The organism is Nocardia carnea (assembly GCF_029868325.1).
GTDB classification, from domain to species: Bacteria; Actinomycetota; Actinomycetes; order Mycobacteriales; family Mycobacteriaceae; genus Nocardia; species Nocardia carnea_C.
The window spans coordinates 1-17,578 of record NZ_JARWNW010000061.1 but is presented as its reverse complement, the minus strand read 5'-3'; the positions used below and the strand labels follow the sequence as shown (position 1 = coordinate 17,578).

Annotated in this window: 16 protein-coding genes, 4 tRNA genes and 1 pseudogene; 5 read left to right on the top strand and 16 right to left on the bottom strand. The window is 64.9% G+C overall.

Annotated features, from left to right (window positions below; translation table 11 throughout):
• Window positions 1–64: 64 nt before the first annotated feature.
• The 14 genes from QH196_RS03520 to QH196_RS03455 all read right to left on the bottom strand — a co-directional run bounded on the left by QH196_RS03520 (window position 65) and on the right by QH196_RS03455 (window position 12,044).
• Window positions 65–3,589 (bottom strand): DNA-directed RNA polymerase subunit beta, encoded by a 3,525-nt coding sequence (locus tag QH196_RS03520; RefSeq protein ID WP_280414284.1) that lies wholly within the window; start codon window positions 3,587–3,589, stop codon window positions 65–67.
• A 542-nt stretch (window positions 3,590–4,131) separates the two neighbouring features.
• Complete coding sequence (locus tag QH196_RS03515; protein ID WP_280414283.1) at window positions 4,132–5,220, bottom strand: ABC transporter ATP-binding protein; 1,089 nt, start codon at window positions 5,218–5,220, stop codon at window positions 4,132–4,134.
• Window positions 5,221–5,532: 312 nt separating this feature from the next.
• On the bottom strand, window positions 5,533–5,913 hold the full coding sequence (gene rplL, locus QH196_RS03510; protein WP_280414282.1) for a 50S ribosomal protein L7/L12: 381 nt from the start codon (window positions 5,911–5,913) through the stop codon (window positions 5,533–5,535).
• 92 nt (window positions 5,914–6,005) lie between these two features.
• Window positions 6,006–6,545, bottom strand: a complete 540-nt coding sequence (gene rplJ / locus QH196_RS03505; RefSeq protein ID WP_062978060.1) for a 50S ribosomal protein L10 — start codon at window positions 6,543–6,545, stop codon at window positions 6,006–6,008.
• Window positions 6,546–6,929: 384 nt separating this feature from the next.
• Window positions 6,930–7,649, bottom strand: a complete 720-nt coding sequence (gene rplA / locus QH196_RS03500) for a 50S ribosomal protein L1 (protein WP_280414281.1) — start codon at window positions 7,647–7,649, stop codon at window positions 6,930–6,932.
• 80 nt (window positions 7,650–7,729) lie between these two features.
• The gene (gene rplK, locus QH196_RS03495; protein ID WP_195058566.1) at window positions 7,730–8,164 is read right to left on the bottom strand and encodes a 50S ribosomal protein L11; all 435 of its coding nucleotides are present in this window, start codon (window positions 8,162–8,164) and stop codon (window positions 7,730–7,732) included.
• Between the two features lie 86 nt (window positions 8,165–8,250).
• Window positions 8,251–9,027: a transcription termination/antitermination protein NusG gene (gene nusG / locus QH196_RS03490; protein WP_280414280.1), complete on the bottom strand. Its 777-nt coding sequence runs from the start codon at window positions 9,025–9,027 to the stop codon at window positions 8,251–8,253.
• A 120-nt stretch (window positions 9,028–9,147) separates the two neighbouring features.
• Complete coding sequence (gene secE / locus QH196_RS03485; RefSeq protein WP_348538041.1) at window positions 9,148–9,513, bottom strand: preprotein translocase subunit SecE; 366 nt, start codon at window positions 9,511–9,513, stop codon at window positions 9,148–9,150.
• A gap of 32 nt (window positions 9,514–9,545) precedes the next feature.
• Window positions 9,546–9,618 (bottom strand) — tRNA-Trp (locus QH196_RS03480).
• A 277-nt stretch (window positions 9,619–9,895) separates the two neighbouring features.
• Window positions 9,896–10,918: a fused (3R)-hydroxyacyl-ACP dehydratase subunits HadA/HadB gene (locus tag QH196_RS03475; protein WP_280414298.1), complete on the bottom strand. Its 1,023-nt coding sequence runs from the start codon at window positions 10,916–10,918 to the stop codon at window positions 9,896–9,898.
• A gap of 425 nt (window positions 10,919–11,343) precedes the next feature.
• Window positions 11,344–11,514, bottom strand: coding sequence for a 50S ribosomal protein L33 (gene rpmG, locus QH196_RS03470; protein WP_011211653.1), 171 nt, complete (start codon window positions 11,512–11,514; stop codon window positions 11,344–11,346).
• 44 nt (window positions 11,515–11,558) lie between these two features.
• Window positions 11,559–11,631 (bottom strand) — tRNA-Met (locus QH196_RS03465).
• Window positions 11,632–11,700: 69 nt separating this feature from the next.
• Window positions 11,701–11,773: transfer RNA gene (locus QH196_RS03460), tRNA-Thr, on the bottom strand.
• A 185-nt stretch (window positions 11,774–11,958) separates the two neighbouring features.
• Window positions 11,959–12,044 (bottom strand) — tRNA-Tyr (locus QH196_RS03455).
• A 207-nt stretch (window positions 12,045–12,251) separates the two neighbouring features.
• Between QH196_RS03455 and QH196_RS03450 the strand changes: the two genes are divergently transcribed.
• Window positions 12,252–12,743 (top strand): YajQ family cyclic di-GMP-binding protein, encoded by a 492-nt coding sequence (locus tag QH196_RS03450; RefSeq protein WP_280414279.1) that lies wholly within the window; start codon window positions 12,252–12,254, stop codon window positions 12,741–12,743.
• Between the two features lie 6 nt (window positions 12,744–12,749).
• Here QH196_RS03450 and htpX read toward each other — a convergent pair whose 3' ends face one another.
• Both htpX and QH196_RS03440 read right to left on the bottom strand, forming a co-directional pair.
• Window positions 12,750–13,622 (bottom strand): zinc metalloprotease HtpX, encoded by an 873-nt coding sequence (gene htpX / locus QH196_RS03445; RefSeq protein WP_280414278.1) that lies wholly within the window; start codon window positions 13,620–13,622, stop codon window positions 12,750–12,752.
• A 265-nt stretch (window positions 13,623–13,887) separates the two neighbouring features.
• Window positions 13,888–14,910 (bottom strand): polyprenyl synthetase family protein, encoded by a 1,023-nt coding sequence (locus QH196_RS03440; RefSeq protein WP_280414277.1) that lies wholly within the window; start codon window positions 14,908–14,910, stop codon window positions 13,888–13,890.
• 135 nt (window positions 14,911–15,045) lie between these two features.
• On the opposite strand from QH196_RS03440, the gene QH196_RS03435 reads away from it, so the two are divergent.
• From QH196_RS03435 to QH196_RS03420, 4 genes and pseudogenes are all read left to right on the top strand, one after another.
• Window positions 15,046–16,317: a geranylgeranyl reductase family protein gene (locus tag QH196_RS03435; RefSeq protein WP_280414276.1), complete on the top strand. Its 1,272-nt coding sequence runs from the start codon at window positions 15,046–15,048 to the stop codon at window positions 16,315–16,317.
• 6 nt (window positions 16,318–16,323) lie between these two features.
• Window positions 16,324–16,776, top strand: a complete 453-nt coding sequence (locus QH196_RS03430; RefSeq protein ID WP_280414275.1) for a helix-turn-helix transcriptional regulator — start codon at window positions 16,324–16,326, stop codon at window positions 16,774–16,776.
• An 18-nt stretch (window positions 16,777–16,794) separates the two neighbouring features.
• Complete coding sequence (locus tag QH196_RS03425; protein WP_280414297.1) at window positions 16,795–17,247, top strand: VOC family protein; 453 nt, start codon at window positions 16,795–16,797, stop codon at window positions 17,245–17,247.
• 163 nt (window positions 17,248–17,410) lie between these two features.
• Window positions 17,411–17,578: pseudogene (locus tag QH196_RS03420) on the top strand (ferredoxin); the annotation flags it as partial.

The window sequence follows — 17,578 nt, the reverse complement described above, 5'->3', positions numbered from 1 at the left end:
AGTGGAGTTCGAACGCGGTGGCCGGGTGCCGAGCCGTAATCCGGTACGGCACCCGGCCAACGCCCTAGTTCGCCAGATCGTCGACGGTGGCCGCTTCGTTCCGGGACAGGTTGATGCCCAGGTTGGCCGCCGCCCGCTCCAGATCCTCGTCGTCGCCGTCGCGCATCTCGATCGCGGCGCCGTCGGAGGACAGCACCTCGACATTGAGGCACAGCGACTGGAGTTCCTTGAGCAGAACCTTGAACGATTCCGGAATGCCCGGCTCCGGAATGTTCTCGCCCTTGACGATCGCCTCGTAGACCTTCACCCGGCCCACCACGTCGTCGGACTTGATGGTCAGCAGTTCCTGCAGGGTGTAGGCGGCGCCGTAGGCCTGCATGGCCCAGCATTCCATTTCGCCGAAACGCTGACCACCGAACTGCGCCTTACCACCCAGCGGCTGCTGCGTGATCATCGAGTACGGGCCGGTCGAGCGGGCGTGGATCTTGTCGTCGACCAGGTGGTGCAGCTTCAGGATGTACATATAGCCGACGGCCACCGGGTACGGGAACGGTTCGCCGGACCGGCCGTCGAACAGCATCGCCTTACCGTCGTCGTTGACCATGCGCTCACCGTCACGGTTGGGCAGGGTCGAGGCGAGCAGACCGGTCAGCTCCTCTTCACGCGCACCGTCGAAGACCGGGGTGGCGATATTGGAGTCGGCCGGGGCACCCAGCATCTGCTCGGGCAGCGCCTGCGCCCAATCCGGGCGGGTGCCGTCGGCGGCGATATCGACCTTCCAGCCCGCCTTACCGATCCAGCCGAGGTGGGTTTCCAGGATCTGGCCGATATTCATACGACGCGGCACACCGTGGGTGTTCAGGATGATGTCGACCGGGGTGCCGTCCGGCAGGAACGGCATATCCTCGGTCGGCAGGATCTTGCCGATAACACCCTTGTTGCCGTGGCGGCCGGCCAGTTTGTCGCCGTCCTGGATCTTGCGCTTCTGCGCGACGTACACCCGGACCAGCTCGTTCACGCCCGGAGGCAGATCGTCGTCGTCCTCACGGGAGAACACGCGGATACCGATGACCTTGCCGGATTCACCGTGCGGCACCTTCAGCGAGGTATCGCGCACCTCGCGCGCCTTCTCACCGAAGATCGCGCGCAGCAGCCGCTCCTCGGGGGTCAGCTCGGTTTCACCCTTCGGGGTGACCTTGCCGACCAAGATATCGCCGTCGCGGACCTCCGCACCGATACGTACGATGCCCCGCTCGTCCAGATCGGCCAGCACCTCGTCGGAGACGTTCGGGATGTCCCGGGTGATCTCCTCGGCGCCCAGCTTGGTATCGCGGGCGTCGATCTCGTGCTCTTCGATATGGATCGAGGTGAGGACATCGTCCTCCACGAGGCGCTGCGACAGGATGATCGCGTCCTCGTAGTTGTGGCCTTCCCACGGCATGATCGCGACGAGCAGGTTCTTGCCCAGCGCCATCTCACCGTTCTCGGTGCACGGCCCGTCGGCCAGGACCTGGCCGAACTCGACCCGCTGCCCCTCGTCCACGATCGGCCGCTGGTTGGCGCAGGTGCCCTGGTTGGAGCGGGCGAACTTACGCATCCGGTAGCTGCGGCGGGTGCCGTCGTCGTGCATGACGGTGATGTAGTCGGCGGAGACCTCCTCCACCACACCGGGCTTCTCGTTCACGACCACATCGCCGGCGTCGACCGCGGCACGCAGCTCCATGCCGGTGCCCACCACGGGCGCCTCGGAACGGATCAGCGGTACGGCCTGACGCTGCATGTTCGCGCCCATGAGGGCACGGTTGGCGTCGTCGTGTTCGAGGAACGGGATCATGGCGGTCGCCACCGACACCATCTGGCGCGGCGAGACATCCATGTAGTCGACCTCGGCCGGGGAGACGAACTCCATCTCCTCGTTGCCCTTACGGGCCAGGATGCGATCCTCGACGAACCGCCCGTCGGCGCCGACCACCGAATTGGCCTGGGCACGGGTGTGCCGGTCCTCTTCGTCGGCGGTCAGGTACACGACCTCGTCGGTGACCACGCCGTCGATGACTTTCCGATACGGCGTCTCGATGAAGCCGAACGGGTTGACCCGCGCATACACCGCGAGCGAGCCGATCAGGCCGATGTTCGGGCCTTCCGGGGTCTCGATCGGGCACATGCGGCCGTAATGAGACGGGTGAACGTCGCGGACCTCGAGGCCTGCGCGTTCACGCGACAGACCACCCGGGCCCAGCGCGTTGAGGCGGCGCTTGTGGGTCAGGCCGGACAGCGGGTTGTTCTGGTCCATGAACTGCGACAGCTGCGAGGTGCCGAAGAACTCCTTGATCGCCGCCACGACGGGACGGATGTTGATCAAGGTCTGCGGCGTGATGGCCTCGACGTCCTGGGTGGTCATGCGCTCACGCACGACGCGTTCCATCCGGGACAGGCCCACGCGGATCTGGTTCTGGATCAGTTCACCGACGGTACGGATACGACGATTGCCGAAGTGATCGATATCGTCGACCTCGACCGGGACCTCGACGCCGCCGGGGACAGTCATCGTGCGATCCCCCTGGTGCAGACGCACCAGGTATTCGATGATGGCGACGATATCGTCCTTGGTCAGCACCGAACCGGTCACCGGGACGCCGGCGTTCACGCCCAGCTTCTTGTTGACCTTGTACCGGCCGACCCGGGCCAGGTCATAGCGCTTCTCCTTGAAGAACAGATTCTCGAGGAGGGTCTGCGCGGATTCCTTGGTCGGCGGCTCGCCCGGACGCAGTTTCCGGTAGATATCGAGCAGTGCCTCGTCCTGGCCGGCGGTGTTGTCCTTCTCCAGGGTGGACATCATGATCTCGGAGAAGCCGAAACGCTCGGCGATCTCCTCGTTGGTCCAGCCGAGGGCCTTGAGCAGGACGGTGACCGGCTGGCGGCGCTTACGGTCGATTCGCACACCGACGGTATCGCGCTTGTCGACATCGAACTCCAGCCAGGCGCCGCGGCTCGGGATGACCCGGACGCTGTGCAGATCCTTTTCGGTGCTCTTGTCGACCGACTGGTCGAAGTAGACACCCGGCGAACGGACCAGCTGGGACACCACGACGCGCTCGGTGCCGTTGATGACGAAGGTGCCCTTATCGGTCATCATCGGGAAATCACCCATGAAGACCGTCTGGCTCTTGATCTCGCCGGTGTTGTTGTTGATGAACTCCGCGGTGACGAACAACGGCGCCGCGTAGGTCATGTCCTTGTCTTTGCACTCGTCGAGAGAGGCCTTGACCTCTTCGAAGCGTGGGTCGGAGAAGGACAGGGACATCGAGCCCGAGAAATCCTCGATCGGAGAGAGCTCCTCGAGGACTTCTTCGAGCCCGCCGACCAGCCCGCCGTCGCCGCGAGCGGCTGCGCGCTCACGCCATTCCGGCGTGCCGACCAGCCAGGCGAAAGATTCCGTTTGTAGATCGAGAAGTCCGGGCACCTCCAGCGGCTCCCGGAGCTTCGCGAAAGACACCCGCAACGGAGCCCCGGGGATACCTCCGGAAACTCCCAGCTTCGTATTGGCGCTTGTCTGGGTGGAGACTGCCAAGATGCGTCCTTCCAGCACCTCACGCGCGTCGCGTGGTGGTCCGCGACCGTCGCTTGTCTGCTACATTTTGGGATTCTCGCTGGTCACGACCCGAACGAGACTCGAACAGCAAACAACGGAAGCAACACCGGAAGGGTGGAACTTTCGTAGTGCGATCAAGGTATGGACAGGAGGCAGCCAGCGCAACGTCCAAACCTACACCTACCTATACGGAGGTGTCAAAGTACCACCCCCACGAACCGCTGCGCGGCTGACGCGCCGGGCCGGTTTCGCTGGCTGCGTTCCGGGCCACGGCCGGGCCGCCGAGGTAGGCGATTCGGCATGGGTGGTCGTGCACTACCGAGGCAACTCATGCTGCCTCCAATAGCGTGACTGGTCCGGCGAAACTCGTCAAGTGCCCGTGCCGACCTGGTGCTCTGCCGGATCGCCTGTCGCACTACAAGATCAGCGGCAACGGCCCGGAACGAGCCGGCGGCGGCGCGGGCGCGTCGCCCGGGCGAGGAAAACGAACAGCGCGCCGGGTGCGAAACCCGACGCGCTGCTTCTCGCCAGCGAGCTGATCAGACCTTGGGATACTGCATCGTGTCGAAGTCCGAGCCCGGGAAATCGTTACCTTGATCACCCGCGCCGAGCTGCTGCCCGGAGTTGTAGGACATGACCATCGTCTCGTCCGCCTCGTCGAGCGATTCACGGATGGCGGACTGCGCGGCGTGCGGCAGGGTGTGCATGATCTCGCGCACCCGGTTCTTCCGCCGCTGGACGGCCTGCCGTACCGGCATACCCGGCTCCGCCTTCATCTGCGGAATGATGCCTTCGACCTCTTCGGCTCCGCCGTGATGGTGCCCGGCGTCCACGAGCGCCTGCTCCCGCGCCATCTGAGCCTCGTCCTTCTCCTCGGACATACCGATGGGCCCGATCATGCGGCCGTTGAGGAACTGCTTCACCACCGGCTCATCGCTGGTCAGCAACACCTCACGGGGGCCGAACATCACGAGCTGGCGGCGGAAGAGCATGCCGATGTTGTCGGGCACCGTCCGCGCCAGGTTGATGTTGTGCGTCACGATCAGGATCGTGGCGTCGATCTGGGCGTTGATATTGATCAGCAACTGGCTGAGATATGAGGTACGCACCGGATCCAGGCCCGAGTCGGGCTCGTCGACCAGGATGATCTGCGGATCGAGCACCAGCGCACGCGCCAGACCGGCACGTTTACGCATACCACCGGAGATCTCGCCGGGCAGTTTGCCCTCGGCGCCGAGGAGGCCGGTCATTTCCAGCTTCTCCATGACGATCTTGCGGACCTCGGACTCCGATTTCTTGGTGTGCTCGCGCAGCGGGAAGGCCACATTGTCGAAGAGATTCATCGAACCGAACAACGCGCCGTCCTGGAACAGCACGCCGAACAGTTTGCGAATCTCGTAGAGCTCCTTGTTCGAGCAGGTGGTGATATCGGTATCACCGATGTAAATGGATCCGCGCTCCGGCCGCAGCAGGCCGATGAGCGATTTCAGGAATACGGACTTACCGGTACCCGACGGGCCCAGCAGCGCGCTGACCTCACCGGCAGGCAGGGTAAGAGAAACGTCCTGCCAAATCCGCTGTGAACCGAACGACTTGGTTGCACCCTCGGTCCTGACCTCGACGCCCACGCCAACCTCCACATTTCTCAGCGAGCTACCCACTTTGCACCGCTGACCCGGTAGCGGTGCGTCACGTCACAGTGGGTCCGGCCACTGTAACTCATGGGACCGCGGTAACACACCCGACCTGACTGAAGAGTAACCATCGCCGGAGGTCCCCACACCGCAGAATCGCGGTTAACCAGCAACCAAAAAAATGGGCGGCTCCCGCAGGAACCGCCCATTTTTCGATGCTGCAGCGTGGACCGGTCAGGACCGGAGGCGGCAGCGAAGCGCCACCACGCAGGGCCCTCGCCCACGCTCAGTAGCCACAGCTCGGAATTACTTGACCGAAACCTTGGCGCCGGCGCCTTCCAGCTTCTCCTTGGCAGCGTCGGCGGCTTCCTTGGCCACCTTCTCCAGGATCGGCTTCGGGGCACCCTCGACGAGGTCCTTGGCTTCCTTCAGGCCCAGGCCGGAAACGATCTCGCGGACCACCTTGATGACCTGGATCTTCTTATCGCCGGCACTCTCGAGGATGACGTCGAACTCGTCCTGCTCCTCGGCGGCCTCGGCGGCGGCCGGGGCGGCACCGGCGGCCGCGACGGCAACCGGAGCAGCGGCGGTGACCTCGAACTTCTCCTCGAACTTCTTGACGAAGTCCGACAGCTCGAGCAGGGTCATGCTGCCGAAGGTTTCGAGCAGCTCGTCAACGTTGGCCATTGTTGTTTCCTTTCGATAGTGAATGTCTGTGCGGGCGAGCCGTGATCGACCGTTCCGCGGAAAATGCGGACCTCAGCGGAGTCGCCGGCTGTTTACTCTGCGGCGGCTTCGCCGCCGGTGGCCTGCTTCTTGTCCTGCAGCGCGGCGGCCAGGCGGGCCACCTGCGAAGCGGGAGCATTGAAGAGACCGGCGGCCTTGGCCAGGTTGCCCTTCATGGCACCGGCCAGCTTGGCCAGCAGGACCTCGCGGGACTCCAGATCGGCGATCCGCTCGACCTCGGACACGGACAGCGGCGCACCGTCCATGTAGCCGCCCTTGATGACCAGCGCCTTGTGATCCTTGGCGAAGGTCTTGAGCGCCTTGGCCGCCTCGACGGGTTCACCGGAGATGAACGCGATCGCGGTGGGTCCGACGAACAGATCGTCCAGGCCCTCCACACCGGCCTCGGCCGCAGCGCGCTTCACCAGGGTGTTTTTGGCGACGGAGTACGTGGTGTCGGCACCGAGCGCACGGCGCAGTTCGGTGAGGGCACCGACGGACAGGCCACGGTATTCCGTGATAACTGCTGCCGTCGAGCCCTTGAACTGCTCAGTGATCTCCGCGACCGCGGTAACCTTCTCGGGTTTCGCCATACTTCGCCTCCTCTCTGATGTCGGTTCGGGATTGCCCTACCGCATCAGGGGCCGGCGAAAGAACAAGCGCCCCGAACGCAGAGCGTTCCGGGGCGCGAAAAAGTATCCGGCACAGCGAAATCCTGTGCTCACTACCGGCCTCGGCTCTCCCTGCGTGGGCCGCCGGCACTCTCGCCGGACCTTCGGCCGATTCCGTACGGGATCGGCAGACCTACGGTCTTCGGTAGAACAGATTGGGTGGTGTCGAACTGGTCGACAACCTGGATAAGCGTACCTGCTGAGGCCCTGTCCTGGCAAAACGGCCCATTCGAAGGCGCCGAAACGACGGTAGCGGTGGGAACGGTTGTCCCGTTCCCACCGCTACCGATGTACTTGCCGTGCGCCTTACGCGGTCGCGTCCTCGTCGAGGAGGTTGCGGGTGCGGTTCGGGTCCACCGGGATGCCCGGTCCGGTGTTCGTCGAAACCGTCACCTTCTTGACGTAACGCCCCTTGGCCGTCGACGGCTTGGCACGCAGGATCTCGTCCAGCGCGGCGCCGTAGTTCTCCACCAGCTTGTTGTCGTCGAAGGACGCCTTGCCGATGACGAAGTGCAGGTTGGCCTGCTTGTCTACGCGGAAGTTGATCTTGCCGCCCTTGATGTCGTTGACCGCCTTGGTCACATCGGTGGTGACCGTACCTGTCTTCGGGTTCGGCATCAGACCGCGCGGGCCCAGGACACGCGCGATCCGGCCGACCTTGGCCATCTGGTCGGGGGTGGCGATCGCGGCGTCGAAGTCCAGCCAGCCGCCCTGGATCCGCTCGATCAGATCCTCGGCGCCGACGGCGTCCGCACCGGCAGCTTCGGCCTCGGCGGCCTTCTCACCGGCCGCGAACACGATGACGCGGGCGGTTTTACCGGTGCCGTGCGGCAGGTTCACCGTGCCGCGCACCATCTGATCGGCCTTACGGGGATCCACACCGAGCCGCACGGCGACCTCGACGGTCGCATCGGTCTTGGTGGTGGCGGTCTCCTTGGCCAGCCGCGCGGCGGCCAGCGGGGAGTACAGCTTGTCGCGATCGACCTTCTCGGCCGCGGCGAGATACGCCTTGCTTCGTTTTGCCATGTTTCTCTGTCCTTGTCCGTGGTTCAGCTGTGGTTATCGGGCCTGGCCGGCCCTCCCACCGAATGCAGGATCATCGATCCTCAGCCTTCGACAGTGATACCCATCGAGCGCGCGGTTCCGGCGATGATCTTGGCCGCCTGATCGATATCGTTGGCGTTCAGATCTTCCTGCTTGGTCTTGGCGATCTCGCGCACCTGATCCATGGTCACCGTGGCGACCTTGTTGCGATGCGGCTCGGCCGAGCCCTTCTGCACACCGGCAGCCTTCAGCAGCAGCTTGGCGGCAGGCGGGGTCTTCAGCTTGAAGTCGAAGGACCGATCCTCGTACACCGAGATCTCGACCGGCACCACATTGCCGCGCTGCGATTCGGTCGCGGCGTTGTAGGCCTTGCAGAACTCCATGATGTTGACGCCGTGCTGGCCGAGCGCCGGGCCCACCGGCGGAGCCGGATTCGCCTGGCCGGCCTGGATCTGAAGCTTGATGATCCCGGCGAGCTTCTTCTTCTTGGGGGGCATCTTTCTTTCCTAGTTGTGTGGTGTTCCTTGCGCTCTGCAAGGTCCGGCCCGGGACACAACCGCCCCGGGAGGCACAGGCGCCGCCGCTAGATCTTGGCGACCTTGGTGAATTCCAGCTCGACCGGCGTCTCGCGACCGAAGATCGAGACCAGCACCTTGAGCTTCTGCTGTTCGGCATTGACCTCGGAGATGGTGGCGGGCAGCGTCGCGAACGGACCGTCCATCACCGTGACCGATTCGCCGACCTCGAAATCGACCTCGATGGCCGGTTTGGCCGGGGTCTCGCCGGCGGTTTCCGGAGAGGCCGCGGCGGCAGCGGGCGCGGGCGCCTTCTTCTGCTGGGAGGCCGGGACCAGGAATTTCACCACTTCGTTGATGGTCAGCGGCGAAGGACGCGAGGTGGCACCGACGAACCCGGTGACGCCGGGGGTGTTACGCACCGCACCCCAGGATTCGTCGTTCAGATCCATCCGGACCAGGATGTAGCCCGGCAGCACCTTGCGGTTGACGCTCTTACGCTGACCGTTCTTGATCTCGGTGACCTCTTCCGTGGGCACCTCGACCTGGAAGATGTAATCCTCCAGATCCAGGTTCTGCACACGGGTCTCGAGGTTGGTCTTCACCTTGTTCTCGTAGCCGGCGTAGGAGTGGATGACGTACCAGTCGCCGGGAGCACGCCGCAGCACGGCCTTCATCTGCTCGACCGGATCCGGCTCGTCTTCCTCGGCGGATGCGGGTGCGACTTCGTCGGCAGCCTCGGGCGCGGCGTCGGACGCCGGCTCCTCGACGTGTACAGCGGCCTCCTCGGCCGTCTGATCGTCGACCGGGAACTCGTCGGTGGTGTCGTTCTCCGGGGTGCTCACTGGGCACTCGCTTCCTGTGTCGTCACGTGCATCCTCTGCGTGCCGGGTTCGGGCGCGGCGGTCTTGTCTGGCGTCCGGCCCGCGGGCGCGGATCGGGGCACCGGCGCCGATATCGCCTGGCTAGCCGAACAACCAGTCGACACCCTTGATGAACGCCAGATCCAACCCGCTGATGAACGCGACCATGAAGATCACGAACACCAGAACAACGGTCGTATAGGTGATCATCTGCTTCCGGTTGGGCCAGATAACCTTCCGCAGTTCCGCGATCACCTCACGCAGGAACTTGAACAAACGCTTGAACGGATTCCGGGGCCGCTCCCGATCGGCTCGGCCGGACTTCTTCTCGTCCTTACGCGCCGCCCGATCGATGGTCGCGATCGAACCGGTATCGGACGCGCCCGACGTGGCGGACCGACCCCGCCGAGCGGAGCGCTTTCCGCTCGGCCGCTGCGCGGCGGCGGTGTCATCCCGCTCGTCGGTCACGTCGATCCTCTCTCATCGCCGGGAATCCTGGGCAGGGGCGACAGGACTTGAACCTGCAACCTGCGGTTTTGGAGACCGCTGCTCTGCCATTTGAGCTACGCCCCTTCGGCCGAACCGGACACTTGCGTGCGATCCGGCCACACTGCGGTATTCAGTTATCGGTGCTGTGGTCACACAACACGCGCGCCGCTCCGGCAGATGCCGGCCCCGTCGGCGGGACCGGTTGACCGGTTGACCCGAGCCTACTCAGCCGGTGCGGCCGATGCTCGAGAACCCCGCCTGGAACCAGCCTTGCAGAGCAGCGCGCATCGGCTGGTGACCCCAGAAACCCGAGTGTACGGCACGGCTGGCTACGGAAGCCAATCAGGGGCGCTCGACCAGGTCAGGACAACTGGACGGTTGCTGTGGCCCGGCCGAAAATCTTGCGTCCACCGGATTTGGCCACGATGGCGATCACCGCGGTCCGGGTTTCCGGATCGACGGACTTGATCTTGCCGGTGAACTCGACCTCGGCCGGTTCGGTAGCGCTCACGAATACCGGACTGGTGAACCGGACGTTGTACTCCTTGACCGCGCCCGGATTGCCCAGCCAGGACGTGACGAATCCGCCGCCCAAGCCCATGGAGAGCATGCCGTGGCCGACACAGGTCTCCAGATCCACCAGCTTCACGACCTCGTCGCTCCAGTGGATGGGGTTGGCATCGCCGGATACGCCGGCGTAGTTCACCAGATCGCCGCGGGTGAGCCGCACGATCCGGGCCGGCAGCTCGTCGCCGACGGAGACCTCGTCGAAGGCACGCGCGAAACGGGTGGCCACGGCCTTTTCCGCCGCCGGGGCCGGCGGGGCAGGATGCGAGCGGGGTGTGTGATCCGGCATGGAGGCTTCCATCCCGTGCATCAGGACCTTGCGCACCGCATCGTTGAGGTTGGGATCGATATCACCGCCACTACGGCCGACCAGGGTGGTGTAGGTGGTGAGCACCACCTCGTCGTGCTGATCGGTGACGATGTTCTTGGTGACGATGATGTCGCCGCCGAAGGCCTGACGGAACGAATGCAGATAGACGTCGCAGGTCAACCGGTCACCCACCAGGATCGGGCGGTGGAATTCCAGGATCTGGTCGGTCTGCATGATCTGGCTCAGGTCGTAGCCGGTGACGACCGTCTCGAAGAGTTTGCGCTGCGCCAGGATGCCGACCAGAGAGATGAAGGTCAGCGGAGCGACCAGACCGTCGTAGCCGTACTCCAGCGCGATATCTTCGTCCCAGTGCACCGGGTGGCTGTCCTGTACGGCACGGGCGTACTCGCGGACCTTCTCGCGGCCGACCTCGTAGTAGTCGTCCACGCGATAGTGGTGCCCGACCATAGCGGCCGCGTGGGCGGCGGGGTCGAACTCCGCTTCCATCGTGGCCACTTCGTCTGTTCCGGTGTTCGTTGTCACGGGAGGACTGTACCTATCTGACCCCGCAGCACGGAGTCTGCGTCGATTCAGCATGCGCGAGGGCCCTGCGTGGTGACACTTCGCTACCGCCTCCAGGCCTGACTCGCCCATGCTGGTTGGCGGCTGGACGTCAGCCCAGTAGGTGGTAGCCGGCGTAGCCGAGTGGGAGACCGCACAGCCGCCCGATCAAGAACCGCGGCCCATTGCCGGCCGCGAACGGGCGGAAAGCCCGCCCAGGAGAAAACAATAGCTGTAGCGAGCCGAACAGGCGCGTCACGGCGCGGCGATCACGACGATGCGAAAGCCGCAAATCGTATCGATCGGCGTCACCCGGCCCACCCCGGCAGGCGATGCGCCGCCGTCGGAGCGGCGACGCCACATGCCAAGGGTCAGCGGGATTCGCGATGGGCGCGGTGCGTACCGCAGTTCGGGCAGAACTTCTTCAGCTCCAGCCGATCCGGGTCATTGCGCCGGTTCTTCTTGGTGATGTAGTTGCGATGCTTGCACTGCTCGCAGGCCAAGGTGATCTTTGGCCGGACATCGGTGGACTTCGCGGCCACGATATGCCTTCTTTCCGGTCAACCAGAGGGTCAATCAGTATGGGTAGCGATGGCCGGACTCGAACCGGCGACACAACGATTATGAGTCGTTTGCTCTACCGCCTGAGCTACACCGCCTTATGCGCCATCTGCGACGGCGACGTCGCGGCTTGGAGTGCCGAGTCGGACACCACCGGCAATCCGGCGAGCCCCCTAACGGAATCGAACCGTTGACCTTTTCCTTACCATGGAAACGCTCTGCCGACTGAGCTAAGGGGGCGCGACTTCTCCGCAGCGGAACCGGATGATCTCCCGCCCGTTGCCTCGAAGACTTGAACGAGAGTACACACTTACCGCCGACAGCACCAAACCGGGTGGTCAGAGCATATTTTTCGGTTGTACCGAAACGGTCGGGGGACCCCGGGAACGACAGAGCCCCCGCCGGATTTCACCGGCGGGGGCTCGTGGTGGCAGGTGTAGGATTCGAACCTACGTAGGCTTTCACCGACAGATTTACAGTCTGCTCCCATTGGCCGCTCGGGCAACCTGCCTGGAACCGCACCCGGCGATCTCGCGATCACTTTTCGAGTGCGCTGAGCAGAATACAACGAACCCGCACCCGGAACGCAAACCGGCTGGCCAGATCGCCCGATCGACCGATCGACACGATCGCCCGACCCGCTCATGCTGTGCCACTTCGCGAACGAGGTAGCTTGCGTAAGCACTCAGGGTGATCCAACAGCGAACAGGAGCGCAGTGTGGCCGATTCATCATTCGATATCGTCAGCAAGGTCGAACGGCAGGAGGTCGACAACGCGCTGCATCAGGCCGAGAAGGAACTGAACACGCGTTACGACTTCCGGGGAACGGGCGCGGGCATCGAATGGTCGGGCGAGGACAAAGTGGTGCTCACCGCCGAATCCGAGGAGCGCGTCAAAGCCGCACTCGAGGTTTTCAAGGAGAAGCTGATCCGCCGGGATATCTCCCTCAAAGCCTTCGATGCCGGCGAACCGGTCGCCTCGGGCAAAACCTACAAGGTCACCGGTTCGCTGATCCAGGGCATCGACGCCGAACATGCGAAGAAGATCTCCAAGAAGATCCGCGACGAAGGCCCGAAGGGCGTCAAGGCGCAGATCCAGGGCGACGAACTGCGCGTGACCAGTAAGAAACGCGACGATCTGCAGGCTGTGATCTCTCTGCTGAAGGGCGAGGATTTCGGAATTGCGCTGCAGTTCGTGAACTACCGCTAGAACCGCTCAGCGCCGCCCGGCCATCTGTTCCAGCCGTGCGATCCGGTCGGACATCGGCGGATGTGTGGAGAACAACCGGGCCATCCGATCACCGGCCCGGAACGGGTTGGCGATCATGAGATGCGATTGTGCGGTGAGCCGGGGTTCGGGCGGCAGCGGCGCCGCCTGTACCCCGCGCTCCAATTTGCGTAGCGCCGAAGCCAGCGCCAGCGGATCGCCGGTCAGCTCCGCACCCGATTCGTCGGCCTGATATTCGCGGGAACGCGAAACCGCCAGTTTGATCAGACCGGCGGCAATGGGCCCCAGCAGCGATACCAGCAGCACTCCGATGAAATTCGGGCCGGAACCGCCCCGATTACCACCGAACGCGGCCGCGAAATAGGCGAAATTCGCCAGACCGGATATCACCGCCGCCATCGCGCCGGCGACCGAAGAGATCAGAATATCCCGGTTGTACACGTGGGACAGTTCGTGCCCGAGCACCGCCCGCAATTCCCGCTCGTCCAGAATCTGCAGGATCCCGCTGGTACAGCACACCGCCGCATGCCGCGGATTACGCCCGGTCGCGAACGCATTCGGCGCATTCGTAGGACTTATGTACAGACGCGGCACGGGTTGCCGCGCGGTGGTCGCCAGCTCGCGCACGATGCGATAGATCACCGGCGCCTCGAGCTCACTCACCGGCTGCGCACGCATCGCTTTCAGCGCGAGTTTATCGCTGTTGAAATACGCATAACCGTTCATCGCCACGGCGAGTACCACCGCGATCACCAGAATGGTGGTGTTCCGGAACGCTGCGCCCGCCAGCACGATGAGCGCGGAAAGACCGACCATGAGCCCGAACGTTTTGAACCCATTCGCAAACCCGTGCCCGTGCATAGCACTCCTGTATAGGTGACGCGCTCAGACGCGCGAATTTCGGCCAGAACCGCTACACGGGCTCAACGACCGAACCGGCGCCGGAGTTCCGGCGCCCACGCCGCACTTCCGGCCGGGCAATGCGGGCGGAACCGATCCCCACCCCACCCGGCAGCGACTCGAGTTCGGCAATACCCGTGACGGGCTCGAGCCTCCAAGGTCCAATGCAGCCGATGCAAAAGGTTCGCCCTTCATAACCCCGCCAGCCGACGCAACGAGAAACGGCTCAGCCGACCCGTTCGGTCGTGTACTGAACCAGCCGCACCAGGGCATCGTTTGCCGGGCCCGCCGGGAGCGCCTTCAGTTCCGCGTGAGCGATATCGCTGTACTCCCGCAGTTTCTCCTTGGCCTGCGTCATGCCCGGGGAACGGCCGAGCAGTTCGAGGGCTTCGGCCACCTCGTCGTCCGATTCCAGGGGGTGGTCCAGCAGGGTGCGCAGGCGGTCGCCGTCGGCGCCGGGTTCGCGCAGGGCATATAGGACCGGAAGCGTATGCACACCTTCGCGCAGGTCCGTTCCGGGGGTTTTACCCGACTGCGCGGAGACCGACGAGATATCGATGATGTCGTCGGAGATCTGGAAGGCGGTGCCCACCGCGTCACCGAGGCGGGCGAGACGCTCCACATGGTCGAGATCGGCGCCGGAGAACGTACCGCCGAAGCGGCCGGAGGCCGCGATCAGCGAACCCGTCTTCTCCCACACCACCTTCAGGTAGTGCGCGACCGGATCGGCGGCTTCGCGGGCACCCATGGTTTCGCGCATCTGGCCGGTGACCAGTTCGGCGAACGTTTCCGCGATGATGCGCACCGCGTCCGGGCCGAGGGTGGAGGTGAGGCGGGAGGCATGGGCGAACAGGTAGTCACCGGCCAGGATCGCCACGCTGTTACCCCAGCGCGAATTCACGCTCGGTGCGCCGCGCCGCATGGTGGCCTCGTCCATCACATCGTCGTGGTAGAGCGTGGCCAGATGTACCAGTTCGACGACCGTGCCCGCGGTGATGAGCTCCGGATCGTCGGGGCGCGGGCCGAGCTGGCCGGTCAAGATGGTGAACAGCGGGCGGAACCGCTTCCCCCCGGCCCTGGCCAGATGCAGCGCGGCTTCCTGCAGGAACGACGCCCCGTCCGACAATTCCTCGACCAGTAACCCCTCCACCCGGTCGAGACCCTCGCGCACTGTCGCGGCGAGGGCGGCGTCTCCGAGGTCCACCCCCGCCACCACCGTGCCGGCTTCGCTCACAGCAGATGTGCTCATACCTTCTCCCAAGGACGCGTCCGACCCCACGGTGATGAACCTAGCGTGTCCATGCCGCAGCGCCCATGAACACCGTCACTGTATTGACCGTACCGCCATCGACATCGCAGACCGCGGCCTGTAACTATTGTCCGCATGGGTGCACCCGAAGCCACACCAGCCGATAGCGACCGGGGGCCGCTGCCCGCACATGTGCAGGTGCTGGTGGTGGGTGCCGGGCCCGCCGGTTCCGCGTCCGCGGCCTGGGCGGCCCGGGCGGGTCGCGATGTGCTGCTGCTCGATTCCGCGGTGTTCCCTCGTGACAAGACCTGCGGGGACGGGCTGACCCCGCGCGCCACCGCGGAGCTCGAACATCTGGGTCTGGGTGAATGGGTGCGCGCACATACCGTCAACCACGGTTTGCGGATGACCGGCTTCGGCCGTGAGGCCCTGCTGCCGTGGCCGGCCGGTTCCTTCCCGACCTACGGCAGTGCGATACCGCGTACCGAACTGGACGACAAACTCCGCGAAACTGCCGTGAAATCCGGGGCCCGGATGTTCGACGGCACCAAGGTCGTCGACGTGGTACGCGACGGTGACCGGGTCGCCGGGGTGGTGGTGCGCACCGGAGAGCAGACCGCCGAGATCCGCTGCGAGACCTTGATCGTGGCCGATGGTGTCCGCTCCCCGGTGGGCAAGAAACTCGGCCGGACCTGGCACCGCAAATACGCGTACGGGGTGGCCGCGCGCGCCTATATAGCGTCCGGGCGCAGCGACGACCAGTGGATCACCTCGCATCTGGAGCTGCGTAACGCGCAGGGCGAACTGGTACCCGGCTACGGCTGGGTGTTCCCGCTCGCCAACGGTCAGGTGAATATCGGGGTCGGTTCGCTGGCGACCGAGCAGCGGCCCTCGCATATCGCGTTGAAACCCCTGCTGGAGCACTACACCGCGCAGCGCCGCGATGAATGGGAGCTCACCGGCCCGCTGCGGGCGGTGTCCTCGGCGCTGCTGCCGATGGGCGGGGCCGTCTCCGGTATCGCGGGCCGCAACTGGGTGCTGGTGGGCGACGCCGCCGGTTGTGTGAACCCGCTGAACGGCGAAGGTATCGACTATGGGTTGGAGGGCGGGCATATGCTCGCCGGCCTGCTGGACGAACCCGATCTGACCCGGTTGTGGCCGGATGTGCTGCGCCGCAAATACGGGCGCACCTACTCGGTGGCCCGCCGGATCGCCGGGCTGGCCACCCACCCGCGGATGGTGCCGATGGGCGGACCGCCGGTGATGCGCTCGAAACTGTTGCAGCGCACCGCCGTTCGAGTGATGGGTAATCTGGTCACCGATGAGGATCTGGACCTGACGGCGCGGGCGTGGCGTACGGCCGGGCGGGCATCGATGCGTTTCGACGAACTCGTTCCGTTCGGGTAGTCCACAATGGCAACGCGGCCGGTACCCGAGGATCTGCTCCCGCATCTGCGCCGGGCGCGTGATCTCATCGACCGCGAATACGCACAGCCGCTGGACCTCGACGGGATGGCCGCGGCGGCAGGGGTCTCGAAGTATCACTTCCTGCGCTGTTTCGCCGCGACCTACGGCCGCACGCCGGCACTGTATCTGGCCGAGCGGCGGATCGAGCGGGCCCAGGACCTGTTCCGCGCCACCAATACGACGGTGACCGAGGTATGCCTGCTCGTCGGGTACACCAGCCTGGGGTCGTTCTCGCGCAAGTTCACCGAACTGGTGGGAGTTTCACCGTCGGAGTACCAGGCGAAATTCGCCGACGGCGCGCCGCGGATCCCTGGCTGTTATGTGTTCATGCACGGGTTGTCCGACCGCCGGCCGGACACCGCAATTTCGGAGAAGCCACGGCGTTCGCGGCGCGCTTAGGCTCCTCTCATGACCCCGATCATCACCAACATTTCGCTGGTCACGGTGTACGTGACCGATCAGACCGAGGCGAAGAACTGGTACATCGATACCCTCGGATTCGTGGAGACCGCCGATGTGCAGATGGGCGACAACGGTTTCCGCTGGGTGACCGTGGCCCAACCGGACCATCCGGAACTCGAGGTGACCCTGATGGTGCCCGGCCCGCCCCTGGACGAAAACCTCGCCGAAGCGATCCGGCGGTCGCTGGCCAACGGCACCCACGGTTCGCTGGGGCTCACCACGAAGGACTGCCAGCAGGCCTACAAGGAGTTGACGGCCAAGGGCGTGGATTTCGTACAACCGCCGTCGGAGCGGCCCTACGGTGTGGAGGCCGTTTTCCGGGACAACTCCGGGAACTGGCTCGTGATGGTGGAGCCGAAGGAGTTCGACCCGGCCGCCGCGATGGAAGCACCCTGCGAAGAGCTCTGAGGTGCGGGCGCCCTGGTCAGCGAATGGGCGTCGACGAGCCCCGGAGTTCCGGACCGGGCCGGCTTCCCGAGGCGCTACGCTCTCCGCGCATCCGACGCGCATGGGTTGCCGCGCCCTCGGTACCGCGTTTCGCCCCCCGGGAGACCACGGGGGGAGGGGGGGGGGGGCCGGGGGCCCCCCGAACCCGGTGGAGGCGATCTTCTACGAGGATGACACCCCCGATCAGTGGAGCGGCTACGTGAACGCGAATGTCGATTTCTTCGACGAACTGGGTTCGCCCGGTGGCGCGACCAAGCTGGGCAAGGTTGATTACGATCCGCCGATCATCAAG